This window comes from Bacillus sp. V2I10, from assembly GCF_030817055.1.
Lineage (GTDB): Bacteria > Bacillota > Bacilli > Bacillales > Bacillaceae > Bacillus_P.
The window spans coordinates 2,473,056-2,486,280 of sequence record NZ_JAUSYV010000001.1 but is presented as its reverse complement, the minus strand read 5'-3'; the positions used below and the strand labels follow the sequence as shown (position 1 = coordinate 2,486,280).

Sequence of the window (13,225 nt, the reverse complement as noted above, 5' to 3'; positions counted from 1 at the left end):
TGGGACTATCATTTGCGGATTACAGGTGAAGGTATACAAGAAATCAAGAAACGATTTTTTAAAGGACTGGGTAGAAGATACTGGTTAAAAGCTGTCAGAAAAAGACAAAGCTTTAAGAAACGAAGGGCACAGACTATCAGCTGGTTTTTTCAACTGGAGAACCTTTAACAAAAGAGGTCTCCTTAATAAAACAGACTTAAAACCATTCGTCATAAAAACCCCCTGCTTCATTCCTGGCAATCAGCTGATAAAGGCACTGATTGAGGTTAAAAAGCAGGGGGTTGCAATTGACATATTATCCCTGATAAAACGGATGCATGGTTTACGAAGCCACCGAGCTATCCGAAACAGATGAAAATACCTGAATGGATCTATTATTATTTATAGGCAGGAACACTTGATGTTTTTCTTTTACCAAGAAGATATCCAAATGCAATCCCGATGACTGCCGGAATGAGCCAGCCGATTCCCTCTTGATACAGCGGCATTGCATTCAGAACCGGACTCAATGCTTCTGTCAATAATGTTTTATTTACTGTATCCAGGATGCTGAACAGTCCGACAACCGCGACAGTTGTAACATATATATAAGGACTGTTTTCAATATACTGATGGATTAGTGCAAGGAAGATCAGCACAATCGCAATTGGGTAAATCATGCCCAGAATCGGCACGGACACTGTAAGAATCTGAGTTAAACCTAAATTCGCAACAGCTGTGCTAGTCAGACAAAGAATCAGAACCCAGGCTTTATATGGAACTTTTGGCACTGCACTAGCGAAAAACTGACTGCATGAAATCACAAGACCAATGGAGACGCAGAAGCATGCAAGTGTAAAAACAATTCCTAAGATAAGAGTACCGCTTTGACCGAAGAGATACCCCATAATATTTGTCAGAATCTGCGCACCGTTTTCTGATTGGCCAAGAGATGCGCTAGTAGCACCTAGATATCCAAGGATAATGTAGATGACAGTCAGCAGGATTCCAGCTCCGATTCCTGCGGAAATCATATAGTGCGACAGCTTCTTATCATTCCCTACTCCCTGTGCCCGAATCGTATTGGCAATCACAATGCCAAATGCAAGGGCAGCAAGGGCGTCCATCGTTAAATAGCCATCCAAAAATCCCTGAAAAACAGGACTATTTCCATAATTGCCTGTTGGAAGTTCAAAAGAACCAATTGGAGTGATCAGGCTTTTCACCAAAATAATCACAATAAGTGCAAGCACAATCGGCGTAAGCAGTTTTCCAAACAAATCCACAAGCTTAGATGGTGACATGCTCAGCCAGTAAACTAGACCAAAAAAGACAAGTGTGTAAATGAATAGTGCTGCAGGATTAACGGCTAATCCTTCAGGAAGAAATGGTGCTGCTCCCATTTCGTAGGCAAGACTTCCTGCTCTAGGGATGGCAAGCCCCGGTCCGATTGAAATATAAATGATAAATGGAAAGATAAGAGCAAATAGCGGGTGTACACGGGAATTCAGTGTATGAAAGCTCCCTGCTTTCGCAACAGCCACAACCCCGAGGATCGGCAGTCCTACTGCAGAAACAATAAATCCTGCAAGTGATGGCCACATATTATCCCCGGCAGCCTGTCCAAGAAAGACTGGGAAAATTAAATTTCCTGCCCCAAAAAACATTGAAAATAGCATTAAACTAATAAGTACAAGTTGTTTCCCAGTAAATTCCTTCGTCATGTAAAAAGCTCCTTTGATGTAGTAGTTCCTATAAGAAAATAGTCATAAAAATAATAGTTCAAAGTATATCAGCTATTAAATTGATTGACTAGTTCATTTTTTCAGTACTCTTTTGCAAAAAAGGAACAAACCTTTATGTATCAGGATTGAATGCGTTTACTTTATTCCGATAAAATTTCTTCCAATTAAAAAGACAATGCCTTATTGGCATTGTCTTTTTTTACCTATTAAAACTCAATGTTTATTTCCTGTGCTTTCTCCTCTATCTGTTGATCTTCATTTAATAGATCACTCGTCAAAATCTTAATACTCTTAACCTCTTTATCAGAATGATCTAAGATAAATCCGATGTTCCCCTGTTTAGATCCATTTGCCGCAAGTTCGCCATTTAACTCCTCGAGGTAAATATCAGACTCCCAATCTTTATGCTCGCCTGTATTCGTTTCAAGGACAGCTAACGGTGAGAAGAAAACAGGCTGATCTGACGTATTCTTAACTTCAATCTTTACTTTCACAATATTAAACGTTTCTTCATGTGTAAAAGAGTGAAAGAAATCGATCATGCTGTAGGCCGGTGTATGCTCGATAATTTTGACATCATGGATCATTAGTTCAACATCGCCGACTTGGTACGTTTCATTGACTTTCTTTATAGCTTTTAACTCTGCTGCTCCTTTGTCGTCCTTAAAAGTCTGGCCGACTTCAAGCAGCTCGCGGTCATCTGTAATTTGAGGGTTTGGAACGTAGACATCATTTGCAGATTGTTTATTTGCTGAGGGTTCAGATACTTTTTCTTTCTCTTCTTTAGCAGCATCTTTTGGTGCTGAAGCTTGAGCTGAACATGCTGTAAGAATGAACGTTAATGATAGGAGTGTCCATAATTTTTTCATTTGTAATCCCCTTTTCTCTAGGAGTGGATATAGATTATAAGTTGTTCTGCTTTTGGCAGATATGGGTCCGGCGATGAAGATCTTTTTAGGCTTCATCGCCGGGGCAGTTCGTAAGAGTCACCGACGAACAGCGGATTCCTGCTTATTTCTTTTTGTTTTTCTCTAAAATCTTAAAGATTATTTCTGCATGATCCGTGTTGTCTTTTTGGCCTGCAAACATTTCTGATCCAGGTCCATAAGCAAATACAGGTACATCTTCTCCTGTGTGTCCGCCAGTTGTCCAGCCTGTGTTTGTACGCTTGTTAAAAATAGCTTCAATTGCATTATCTACTCTTAAAATGCCTTTATCTTTATCTGCTTTTCCTTCCTCAGCAGACTTTTTAACAGAATTAATCTCTTCTGCCGTCAGATCTAAATCGATGTTTTGCTTTAATGTTTTTTCTGCATCTGCACCTTTTGTGACAATTTCATTAGCCATGAAATCAGGTGTGCGCTTAGCAGCTTTAATCGGTTCACCGAACCAGTTGTAGACACCGTTAGCGCCAATTGAATATCCGCCAGTTGAATGATCAGCTGTAGCAACCACTAGTGTATGTTTGTCCTTTTTAGCAAACTCGATCGCTGCTTTGTATGCTTTTTCAAAATCCTGCATTTCACTCATGGCTGCGACGATATCATTGTCATGACCTGCCCAGTCAACCTGGCTTCCTTCAACCATAAGGAAAAATCCGTCTTTGTCCTTATTTAATCTTGTCAATGCAGAGTTTGTCATGTCTTGAAGTGAAGGTGTTTCATTGTTGCGGTCGATCATTTTTGGCATACCGCCTTCAGCAAACAATCCAAGTACTTGCTCATTTTTATCCTTCAATAAATCTTCCTTGTTAGTTACATAGCTGTATCCGTCTTTTTTGAATTCTTCTGTAAGGTTGCGGTCACCGCGGATGAAATTGCTTATACCGCCTCCAAGCATCACGTCTACTTTGTGCTTGCCGTTAATCATTTCATCATAGTAATCATCTGCTAATGAGTTCATGTTTTTTCGGTTCATATCATGTGCTCCGAACGATGCCGGAGTGGCATGCGTGATTTCAGAAGTTGCAACAAGTCCAGTTGCCTTTCCTTTTTCTTTTGCAGATTCTAAAACCGTTTTAAGTTCCGTTCCATCGTTGTCTACAGCAATCGCTGCATTGAACGTTTTGTAGCCAGTTGACATTGCCGTTGCCGCTGACGCTGAATCCGTTACATTTTCTGCCGGATCTTCAGGATATGTCATCTGATTGCCGACAAGATGTTTATCAAATTCCGTGCGTTCAGCCACTGGTGTATTTGGATTATCCTGCAGATAGCGGTAAGCCGAAGTATAAGATACTCCCATTCCGTCACCGATTAGAAAAATAACGTTTTTGATTTCACCTGTTTTATTAGAGGCTGCTTCTGGATGATTCGCTTTCGCTTCAGGAAAGCTTCCAATTAAACTCCCAGCAACCACTGCTGAAAGTACAGCAACCGGAATGACTTTTTTTCCAAACTTTCTATTAAACAATGAAACGACCTCCCAATAGTATAGATTAGTAATCTCGATTTACATTCTATTGGTTTTTCTTTAAGTAAGTTTGTTGACTTTGTAAATTCTCGTTGTCCGTCCTTTACGATACATTTACAAAAAAGACAAAGAAAACGCATGTTTTTTTACATTAAATTGAGGAAAAGCTGTCTCTTGCTTAACCCCTGCTTAATCAGCCGGCTGAACTGAAAGTCTCCTTCTTAGTACCTTCAGGAATACAGCGCCTGCGCCTGATACTATACATATCAGGATCCCAACGGATAAAAACAAAGCAGAAATCCCAATTTGCGAAGCGCAAAAAGTTCCATACAAGATCCCCAAAGGAGCGGCCGCTTTTGTTAACAAGAACCTAACCGACAGAATTTGTCCAAGAATCGAATCAGGTATCAGCCGCTGATAGAGCGTCGTGCTGTAGATGTTCCAAAAAGGCATGACGGCGCCAGCAATGACTTCTATTAAAATAGCAGCCCATAAAACTTTAGTGACTCCTAACGCTAAATACGTGCAGCCTCCAATAAATAGTGCAGAAGTCATGACAATATAAAGTGATTGTTTTGGTTCTCTTATTTTAGCGGCAGCATAGCTCCCAAGAATATAGCCAAATGGAAAAGAAGCCGCAAACAGACCATATTCAAATGCAGAGCCGCCCGATTATCTCAGCTATGTAAGGAATGTACATCGTTTGCGAGGCGTACACTCCAAAACTAGTAACGAAAATAAATCCTCCTAAAACAAGGAAAATCCGATGTTTTCGATAAAGTGTGAAACCCTCTTTAAATTGAGCTTTCCAAGTATTCTTTTTCGTTTTTCTGATAAATGGCTCATTGATCTTCAGTATCATTGTAAAAGAAATGAAAAACATAATAGAAATGGATAATAGAGCCTCCTCATAATCAACAGCGGTTACTATCAAACCTGCAGCTGGAAGAGAAATAAACCTCATTAGCTGGACCCCGCCTGAGATTTTCGCATTCACTTTTACTAATTCCTCATCTTTAACGAGTTTAGGTATAAGCGCTGCAGAAGCAGAGTCATAAACAACAATTGAAGTTATAAAAGCAGCAAAGTAAAGAAATTCAACCTCTGCATTTCCGGAAAAAATGATCATCCACAATAGAAAATAAGCTGAACATCTTATCCATTCTGAAGCTTTCATCATACTCGTTCTTTGAAAACGATCGATATAGGGACCCGCTAAAAATTGGATCAGCAGCTGGCCGGCAATGCTCACCAGCCAAAGTCCTCCCATCGCAAACTTAGAGCCTGTTTCCCCGTAGACAATCCAGGAAATGCAAAAGGTGCCAAACGTACTTGCGAATGTTGAAATCAGCTGATTGTAAAAAAGCATGGAAACACTTTTCATCCATTCAGCTCCGTTCTAAATAAGTCTCAATCTGGGTTTCAATACCTTGGAAAGCCTGTTCTGTTACTGAATAATAAGCACCAGTCACTTTTACAATTCCTGCAGAACGCAATAATGATAAATGGTGATGGACCGTTGTTTTGCCCATTCCAAGTAAAGCTGTAAGCTCCTTCAGCGTTTTCTCTTTTTCAGTAAGTAGCTTAACGATCCGCAGACGTTTTTCATCGCCAATTGCTTTAAGGCGCCCGACAAGCTGTGCAGACGGCTCGTAAGGATCTTCTGATTCATTCAGACTGTTATCACTGACAGGATAATAGAAGACCTTTGTTTCTTCTAAATTAGCCTGAATGGTCCATGGCCGGTAAATGTGATGCGGGATCAGCAACACCTTTGTAATACCTGGTTCCGGTTTGTAATCTACACCTGTTGCATGAAGAACAATCTCTTTAGGACTCTGATTTTTGAGCCATTGTTCCTTTTCCTTTTGATCACGCTCGAGAATGGTGCTCATTTCCAATTCCTGTATTTGAATAAATTCTTTATACCAGCCGTTTGTTATTTCTTTTAAATGGTTTCTAAGTTCTTTTAAGTCACATCTGCAGATAAAATGAATCATTTGCGGAAAAAAAGCGTGCCCTTTACAAGCAAGGATCATCTCATTTTCAGATTCAGCATCTCCCCCGGAAGCCTTCAGACGGTTCTCTTCCTGAGTTTGATCCAAGTAAGGAAGTATCAAGTATTTCAGGTGCTGATCAGGAAGATCATCAATAAAACCATGTAGATCTTTTAAAGAAGAAAAATTCTTCTCGTGCAAAAGCTGCAGCAGCATTTTCCACGTATTGTGTTCCTGACAATATTGCAGCTCGGCAGTCAGACTTTCAGAAAGATTATTTCGGATGTGATCCAAGTCCTGCTTTGGCTTCACCAGCTGGTTATGCAGTTTTGGATATGTAATCATGGCAATTCCAAGCACACATTCAAATAATATCGAATGCTTTAGTTCTACTTCGTATGATTTTCTTTCAAAGGATGTATTTAATAAATTCATTTTTATCACCTCCTTATTTTTATTCTAAATAAATAGAACAATTAATTCAATGTATTTAGAATTTATTTAGAGATTTTTATCGAATCATCTAAAAGGGCAATTTGATAAAAATCTGAATGTCACTTTTCTTGAAAAAAGAAAACGCAAAAATGCTCAGAATTTTCCACTCTGAACATTAACTATTTCAGATTCAATTGATGTTCTTATTGCTGATCTCTTTATTAAGGGATATTAATTTCACTCTGCCCTTTCTTACCTAATGTTGACGAACACTAAGTGCTTCTGAGGCCCGCTATTCTGGAAAAAGGATATTTACAGCTTAGTAACTATTATCTTCCTATACATTCCGTCGAACATGATCCCTGTATCCTCTTTAATACGCAGTTTTACTTTTTGTTTTGCAAATAATTCTTCAAAATTCAACCCCATATCAGTTCCTAAAACCTTGATAAATGGCCTAATGATTTTATTTATTAAGGAGAGCCTCTTTGCTTTAGAGGAAAACTTATCAAACAGTATGATTTCACCCTCTTTTTTCAAAACCCGCGACATTTCTCCAAAACATTTATCTGCGTCTGGTACTACGGAGAGTATTAAACTCCCTACTACTATGTCAAATTGTTCATCAGGAAAATTCATTTCTTGAGCATCCATTTCTATGAAATGGATAGAAGAGCTGGGAAATTTCTCTTTTGCTTTGTTAAGCATTTCAGGTGAAAAATCTATAGCGGTAATATCTAGTCCATTGTGATGAATCTGTTCTAAATCTGCTCCTGTTCCTACACCGACAAAAAGGATTTTTTGTGTACGATTAAATGTCCTTTCTTGAAATATTTCCTTTCGGGCATTGAGAAAGCGACCTGAATTGAAAAAATTATCGTAAACTGGAGACCAAACCCTATAGATCACTTTGTTCCAAGCATGATTCATTTTTCCACCCTCTTTAAAAATCTTAAATTGTATTTCACTATAAAGACCGTAATCCCAAGAAAAATAGGAAGATATCCTGCAATTCATTCATTAATGGCTGAATTTACACCATTTCCAGCTCCTGAATGCTTTATAAATTTTTTTATTTTGTGATTCTTTTACAACAATTAGTATTGAAGAGCCCGTTCTGACAGCTTTTATAAACGTAACCCTTCTCGCTCCGGCAAAACGGTCCCACCTATGTTTATACTTAAGGTATGTTACACTTAAGACAGGTCAAAAATTGATCGGAGGAAATCATCTTGCAAATCAGTGTCTTCTTAGATGATTACCGAACGTGCCCGAGCGGATATGTCTTGGCAGAAAATATAGATCAGTGCATCTGTCTTTTGCGCAATAACTGTGTTGACCATCTTTCACTTGACCATGATCTCGTAAACAAAACGAGAAACGGTCTTATGCTTGTTGAATACATGGTTAAATATCAACTTTATGCCAACCGCATCACGATTCATTCAGCGAATGCTGTCGGAAGCAAGGCGATGTATAAGTATTTTAAAAAAGCACAGGATGAATTTAAAATGCCGAAATCTATTAAAGTTATTCTAAAACCCATGCCCCTTCATTCAATTGCTGCCACCCGCTAATTCCCGTCTGCAAAAATTCCATATAGCGTTTTTTATGAGGTATTACTTAAAAACTGATGCCTCTTTTTAATGGGTTTAAAATCTTTTTTCAACTATCAGTTCTCCTTCTTTTGCATGAATAAAAGAAACTTTCCCTTTAAGCTCAGAATAAATAGGTTTATTAAACAAGCTGATAATACCTTTCAGAGTTGTCTTTATACGCTTTAGCCCATTGCTTTTCAATCTGGAAGACTGATCCAAATATCTCTATAGCTTTATCTTTAGAAATTTCCGGATGAGGATCAATGGACAAAAGCAGCCGAGGCAGAACTTCGGGCCCGAGATAGTGAGTGATCTTACCAGTTGTTCGGTTAACGTTGATTCTGGCTGCTCCATACCTTACAGATATACCATGGTGTATGAGATCAAATTGAAAAAGGGCTCTTCCCTCATCACTTTCTATCTGCATCAGATCCATCTGGAAATAAAGATGAGCATCAGGATATATGGCATTTAAAAATTGAACAGCAGCCATTTCACATTCTTTTATGCTCAGCCATTGATTCCCCACAGTTTCAATAAAAGAAATGAATCCTATTAATTTGCCGGTTTCTTTATCACGCTTTACTTTTATTGTATTTTCATTTCTTTTGTTAAAAAAAGTCATGATGCTATGATCTGCTGCAGCTGGCTCGTCTCCATGTTTTCTATATACCTCTCCAATCGCATCCCCGAAGTCCTGCTCTCGAATTTTCGCAAAGCCTGCACCCAGTTCTGTTAACGCTTCTGGAGAGACTCCAGATTCTAACTTTGGTAATCTTTTATAAATTTGTTCTTTATCTTCTTCATTTTCAATAAATACTTTTTGTTTCCCATCTACCGGGATCTCATAAAAAAGCAATTCTGGTTCATACACTAAGTGAGGAAGATTGTCCCCATTTTCATATAGTTCTCTATTAAGATGGACAATTATCAGATTCATTTTCATGTCTTTCAGAAATTCACATTTAACTTTTTCTTCAGGGAGCAGGAACTCGGGAAAAACAATGTGTTCTGCCGGACCATCATAATGAAACTGCATAATTTCCCCGTGTTCATTAATATCTATGTAAAAACCGGTAAATGGCAAAGGCAAATCCAATTCCATCTGGATATAAGATATACGGAGATTCTCATCTATTTTGTGTACATGCTCTTCCATAAACATATTAACAGCACCAGGATAATGAATCTCTGCAAATTGCAATGCTTTCTTTTTTAATTCATCTTGATCAAAGATATCGTGATGAACCTCTTCAGTTGATTTGTCTTTTGTTAAATCAATCAGATGACCGTTTCCATCCAGCTCAATCCAGATCCCCATCTCTTCCTCATCTGGATGTTTCCATGCGAAAATCGCCCGGCTTCCATCCTCTGAATAATCTTCAATTTCAAGCTGATATTCACTAGGAATCACACAAATCTGCCTTGCTTTATCTAAACAATCCTTATGTTTCCTATAAAACCATTAAAAAGAGACTGCCTGCGCAGCCTCTTTTTTACTTGCTTCTAAAATTTTTTAGTCCTTCTTCTTCTGCCCGCTTTTAGCACGATTGCTGTCTAACTCTGCAGCATATTCTTCTTGTGATTTGCCCTGCTTTTGACTTTCGGATTGGATTTTTCTGAATTTGTTATCATTTAAGTTTGGCATGTTTGCACCTCCTCATAACAGAAATATTTTGTGCAATAAGCCATACGTTCATTCCTGTCATGAGAAAAACAAACATGATCTCCACAATCAGTAAAAAAATTTGAATCTACTGGTTAATCCGCAAAATAAATAACTCTGCAAATTTAACGATGTAATAAAGACCCGTAAATAGAATAACAGCTGAAGAAGCACCTTTAATAAACGGATGAAGTTTTTTTAAAAGGAAGTTATGATTTCCATTTATTTATCGAGCGCTGGTTCGTTACTTCTTTATACGATTCCTCTTTTTTCACATCATCAAGCGGCTGCAAGTACACAGCTGCACCGACAAAGAGAAAAGTTGGAATTAAAAAAGAAAGCCAAATCATTCGCATCACTTCTTTGGGAAAGATTATTATTTGTTGAATTCAATCAAAACAAGGTAGATCCTATTTTCATTCCTCAGCAAGTTTTATAATAAAGAATAGTTGTATCAAGCTTTCCCCCCGCTGATTCAGCAAAGAACGGGATGCGGCCGCATTCAGTAAAACCCATTGAGTTGTAAAGTTGATTCGAGACATCGCCTTCTCTTGTATCGAGAACTAAAAGGGATCTCTTTTCCTGTATTGCCCGCTCTTCGGCTTTTTGCATTAATAACCGGGCGATGCCTTTTCTGCGATAGTCCGGATGTGTGATCAGTTTTGCGATTTCTGCTCTATGGCCTCCGTTTTGTTTCATGCATAAATGAAGCTGAACGCTCCCTGCAATTTCATCATTCACCTTCGCGATTAGGAGAATCACACTGGGTTCTAAAACGGATTCCCAATATTCTGTTGCCTGAGAAAGGCTCATTGGGGGCAAAAACCCTATTGAAGCACCTCCCTCTACTATCTTGATCAAAAGATCAGCAAGCTGCTCAATATGTTCATCTAACGTTTTCAATTCTGAGATTTCCACTTCGTATGACAGCTTTATTACCTCCCTCTCCTTTTATTTTATATGTTTTCTAAAAAGAATGGAGCATGCCTTGGCAAATAACCTCTCCCGTAAATGATTCATTTTGCGGCCATACAGTAAGCATTGATCAAAACCGCGATCCCGCTTGTAGTCCAGTTAGAGGACTCAATCGCTTTCTATGAGTACCCAAAAACCGGGAGGAGTCCAGTTTGAGGACTCAATCGCGCTCTTTGAGTATCCAGAAACCGGGAGGAATCCAGTTTGAGGACTCAATCGGTTTCTATGAATACCCAAAAACCGGGAGGAGTCCAGTTTGAGGACTCAAACACGCTCTATGAGTACTCAAAACCCGGGAGGAATCCAGTTTGAGGACTCAACCGCGCTCTATGAGTCCCCAAAACCCGAGAGGAATCCAATTTGAGTACTCAATCAAACTACTATATGAGTTCTCAAATCCCGAATTCGTTCAGTTAGAGTTGCATGCGCCTGATAAGCAAGCAGTATCCATTGTAAATCTGCTCCAAATGCTTTTGAACTTGTTCATCCAATTTTAAATGAAAAGGACTAAAAACGACAAGATATTTCCTTAAAATTCTGTAAATATGGGAGGAACTAAAGAATTGCTGGAGAAATAAAAAGATCTAGATGAGTTTACGTATGAAGGATCCCGTGACTAAGTTTCATACTGCTAAAGAAATGGCAGCTTTTATGCTGGACCTTTACGACAGTGAAAAAACGGTCGGCATTATGGACGGGAATACATATGAGTTTAAACTCTCTGACCCCATCTTTAATTATGCCGAACGATCCACCCGCACCGATTTATAAAAGAAAAAAGCTAGAGCGGACTTTCCAGCTCTAGCTTTTTCTATCGATTGTATGCGTTCTCTTTTCCAACAAGCCTAACAAGCATATGTGCCAAATGATGCCGCTGTTCCTTCCCGCCTGATTTCCAAAGTTCCTGAAGCAATTTTTCTTCTCTATTTCTCGGTTCCTCATTTTCAGCAAGGTAAGCTGCTACCTTTTCAGCTGTTTTGGCTAATTGCTCTTCATTTAGTCCAAGTTTTTCGCCTAGTGCCACCCTTTTCCCCAAATACTGTTTAAAGCTTTCAAAACTCCCCAGAATATCTTCCATCTTTTCATCAGGAATCGTCGCTATGCGGCTTTCAACTTTTTCTGTTTCAAGACTTTCATTTTTATTAATAATATGATTTTGTTCTGACATTTGAATCCATCCCTTCTTTATATAAGCGTCGTTCTATTAGTTTAATTACCCTCTTTTTTCTTATCGAAACTCGTTAACTCTTTACTGCCTGACTAATGAAAAACAGGGATACAACACCAAATTTTCGTATAAAACCCATTTTTTTACTAAATACTAACTTTTATTAATAACAATGGGGGAAAACATGCGAATTCAGCCAGGAATTGCTCCTATCCATATATATTTCATGATTATCATGTCTTCCGGATTAGTCAATCACGTTCTTATCTTACCGCTTATTCTTTCGGCTGCTGGACGAGACTCATGGCTCAGTGTTGTTGTTTCAATCGTTCCCTTATATCATTTGGATTCTATTAATAGGTGCAGTTGCTAAAAAGATTGGAAATCAAAACCTTTTAGACTATTTGAAATCTCGTCTTGGAAGTGTACCTGTTTTCCTGTTATCAGTGATTTTGTTCCTATATTTTTATTTAAATGCTGCAGTGACCTTCAGAGATACAGTTACTTGGACAAAAACGAATTATTTGATGAATACTCCACTGCTTGTTCTTTGCATTTTGTTAGGCTTGCTGTGTTTTTTCGGAACATATAAAGGTATTCAGGAATTAGGCATTGTTGCTATGATTGCTCTTCCGCTGGTTGTTGCCTTTGGTTTTTTCATCGCATTTGGAAATATTCAGCATAAGGATTACTCCATGCTTCTGCCCATCGCTGAACATGGACCAGGACCAATAATAAAAGGCACAACTTTCGTTTTTTCTGGACTTACAGAACTAAGTACGCTTTTATTTCTGGTCCATTATACAAATAAGCCTTTGAAATGGAAGCATATTTTTCTGGTGGCTTTTATCTTAATGGGACTCATGCTTGGTCCCTTAATGGCAGCAATCGCCGAGTTTGGGCCATATGAAGCCAGCAAGCTCCGCTATCCTGCATTTGAGCAATGGAAGCTTCTTACCATCAGCAAAGAAATTACCAGAATGGATTTTCTGTCGATCTATCAATGGATTTCAGGAGCGTTTATCCGTATCAGTTTACTGATTTATATAGGATCACATTTGATTAAAGCAAGGAAATATAGAATTTGGATAATAAGTCTTTTATACATATTGGCAATTGGCTATACACTTGCACCAATATCTAACCTTGTCATTTTCAGGTATCTCTACCATTACTTTTTCCCCTTCCAGATGTACGTTATGATTCCACTGATCAGCATCATCTGTATTTACGTCCTACTTAAGAAATGA

At 38.5% G+C, this 13,225-nt stretch carries 15 protein-coding genes and 1 pseudogene; 3 read left to right on the top strand and 13 right to left on the bottom strand.

Annotated features, from left to right (window positions below; translation table 11 throughout):
* Window positions 1-377: 377 nt before the first annotated feature.
* The 7 genes from brnQ to QFZ72_RS12410 all read right to left on the bottom strand — a co-directional run bounded on the left by brnQ (window position 378) and on the right by QFZ72_RS12410 (window position 7,498).
* Window positions 378-1,703: a branched-chain amino acid transport system II carrier protein gene (gene brnQ, locus QFZ72_RS12440; protein WP_307433699.1), complete on the bottom strand. Its 1,326-nt coding sequence runs from the start codon at window positions 1,701-1,703 to the stop codon at window positions 378-380.
* Window positions 1,704-1,930: 227 nt separating this feature from the next.
* Window positions 1,931-2,593: a DUF4352 domain-containing protein gene (locus QFZ72_RS12435; protein WP_307433697.1), complete on the bottom strand. Its 663-nt coding sequence runs from the start codon at window positions 2,591-2,593 to the stop codon at window positions 1,931-1,933.
* Window positions 2,594-2,735: 142 nt separating this feature from the next.
* Window positions 2,736-4,136, bottom strand: a complete 1,401-nt coding sequence (locus tag QFZ72_RS12430; RefSeq protein WP_307433695.1) for an alkaline phosphatase — start codon at window positions 4,134-4,136, stop codon at window positions 2,736-2,738.
* Window positions 4,137-4,325: 189 nt separating this feature from the next.
* Window positions 4,326-4,691, bottom strand: coding sequence for an MFS transporter (locus QFZ72_RS12425; protein WP_307433693.1), 366 nt, complete (start codon window positions 4,689-4,691; stop codon window positions 4,326-4,328).
* Window positions 4,692-4,788: 97 nt separating this feature from the next.
* Window positions 4,789-5,520, bottom strand: a complete 732-nt coding sequence (locus tag QFZ72_RS12420; protein WP_307433690.1) for an MFS transporter — start codon at window positions 5,518-5,520, stop codon at window positions 4,789-4,791.
* Window positions 5,521-5,524: 4 nt separating this feature from the next.
* A complete protein-coding gene (locus tag QFZ72_RS12415; protein ID WP_307433689.1) occupies window positions 5,525-6,568 on the bottom strand; it encodes an ArsR/SmtB family transcription factor in 1,044 nt (347 codons plus the stop codon).
* Window positions 6,569-6,880: 312 nt separating this feature from the next.
* Window positions 6,881-7,498 (bottom strand): class I SAM-dependent methyltransferase, encoded by a 618-nt coding sequence (locus tag QFZ72_RS12410; protein WP_307433687.1) that lies wholly within the window; start codon window positions 7,496-7,498, stop codon window positions 6,881-6,883.
* 302 nt (window positions 7,499-7,800) lie between these two features.
* Here QFZ72_RS12410 and QFZ72_RS12405 point away from each other — a divergent pair, with 302 nt between their 5' ends.
* Entirely contained in the window at window positions 7,801-8,145 is a 345-nt protein-coding gene (locus tag QFZ72_RS12405) for a cyclic-phosphate processing receiver domain-containing protein (RefSeq protein ID WP_307433686.1), read from the top strand.
* Between the two features lie 160 nt (window positions 8,146-8,305).
* On the opposite strand, the gene QFZ72_RS29470 is transcribed toward QFZ72_RS12405, so the two are convergent.
* From QFZ72_RS29470 to QFZ72_RS12385, 5 genes and pseudogenes are all read right to left on the bottom strand, one after another.
* Window positions 8,306-8,791 carry a YcdB/YcdC domain-containing protein gene (locus tag QFZ72_RS29470; protein WP_373464688.1) on the bottom strand — a complete coding sequence of 162 codons (486 nt, stop codon included), beginning with the start codon at window positions 8,789-8,791 and terminating at the stop codon, window positions 8,306-8,308.
* Between the two features lie 405 nt (window positions 8,792-9,196).
* Window positions 9,197-9,589 (bottom strand): annotated as a pseudogene (locus QFZ72_RS29465) (YcdB/YcdC domain-containing protein); the annotation flags it as partial.
* 93 nt (window positions 9,590-9,682) lie between these two features.
* Entirely contained in the window at window positions 9,683-9,814 is a 132-nt protein-coding gene (locus tag QFZ72_RS12395) for a hypothetical protein (RefSeq protein WP_307433684.1), read from the bottom strand.
* Between the two features lie 227 nt (window positions 9,815-10,041).
* On the bottom strand, window positions 10,042-10,182 hold the full coding sequence (locus QFZ72_RS12390) for a hypothetical protein (protein ID WP_307433682.1): 141 nt from the start codon (window positions 10,180-10,182) through the stop codon (window positions 10,042-10,044).
* A gap of 73 nt (window positions 10,183-10,255) precedes the next feature.
* Window positions 10,256-10,762, bottom strand: coding sequence for a GNAT family N-acetyltransferase (locus QFZ72_RS12385; RefSeq protein ID WP_307439733.1), 507 nt, complete (start codon window positions 10,760-10,762; stop codon window positions 10,256-10,258).
* Between the two features lie 645 nt (window positions 10,763-11,407).
* Between QFZ72_RS12385 and QFZ72_RS12380 the strand changes: the two genes are divergently transcribed.
* Window positions 11,408-11,578, top strand: a complete 171-nt coding sequence (locus QFZ72_RS12380) for a hypothetical protein (RefSeq protein ID WP_307433680.1) — start codon at window positions 11,408-11,410, stop codon at window positions 11,576-11,578.
* Between the two features lie 40 nt (window positions 11,579-11,618).
* Here QFZ72_RS12380 and QFZ72_RS12375 read toward each other — a convergent pair whose 3' ends face one another.
* Window positions 11,619-11,975: a DUF3243 family protein gene (locus QFZ72_RS12375; RefSeq protein WP_307433678.1), complete on the bottom strand. Its 357-nt coding sequence runs from the start codon at window positions 11,973-11,975 to the stop codon at window positions 11,619-11,621.
* A gap of 311 nt (window positions 11,976-12,286) precedes the next feature.
* On the opposite strand from QFZ72_RS12375, the gene QFZ72_RS12370 reads away from it, so the two are divergent.
* Window positions 12,287-13,225, top strand: coding sequence for an endospore germination permease (locus QFZ72_RS12370; RefSeq protein ID WP_307433676.1), 939 nt, complete (start codon window positions 12,287-12,289; stop codon window positions 13,223-13,225).

Bases quoted from the DNA above. Each gene is read 5' to 3' on its own strand.
- QFZ72_RS12415 (WP_307433689.1), bottom strand. From the start codon at position 6,568: ATGAATTTATTAAATACATCCTTTGAAAGAAAATCATACGAAGTAGAA.
- QFZ72_RS12410 (WP_307433687.1), bottom strand. From the start codon at position 7,498: ATGAATCATGCTTGGAACAAAGTGATCTATAGGGTTTGGTCTCCAGTT.
- QFZ72_RS12375 (WP_307433678.1), bottom strand. From the start codon at position 11,975: ATGTCAGAACAAAATCATATTATTAATAAAAATGAAAGTCTTGAAACA.
- QFZ72_RS29470 (WP_373464688.1), bottom strand. From the start codon at position 8,791: ATGACTTTTTTTAACAAAAGAAATGAAAATACAATAAAAGTAAAGCGT.
- QFZ72_RS12395 (WP_307433684.1), bottom strand. From the start codon at position 9,814: ATGCCAAACTTAAATGATAACAAATTCAGAAAAATCCAATCCGAAAGT.
- QFZ72_RS12420 (WP_307433690.1), bottom strand. From the start codon at position 5,520: ATGAAAAGTGTTTCCATGCTTTTTTACAATCAGCTGATTTCAACATTC.
- QFZ72_RS12380 (WP_307433680.1), top strand. From the start codon at position 11,408: ATGAAGGATCCCGTGACTAAGTTTCATACTGCTAAAGAAATGGCAGCT.
- QFZ72_RS12425 (WP_307433693.1), bottom strand. From the start codon at position 4,691: ATGACTTCTGCACTATTTATTGGAGGCTGCACGTATTTAGCGTTAGGA.
- QFZ72_RS12390 (WP_307433682.1), bottom strand. From the start codon at position 10,182: ATGATTTGGCTTTCTTTTTTAATTCCAACTTTTCTCTTTGTCGGTGCA.
- brnQ (WP_307433699.1), bottom strand. From the start codon at position 1,703: ATGACGAAGGAATTTACTGGGAAACAACTTGTACTTATTAGTTTAATG.
- QFZ72_RS12435 (WP_307433697.1), bottom strand. From the start codon at position 2,593: ATGAAAAAATTATGGACACTCCTATCATTAACGTTCATTCTTACAGCA.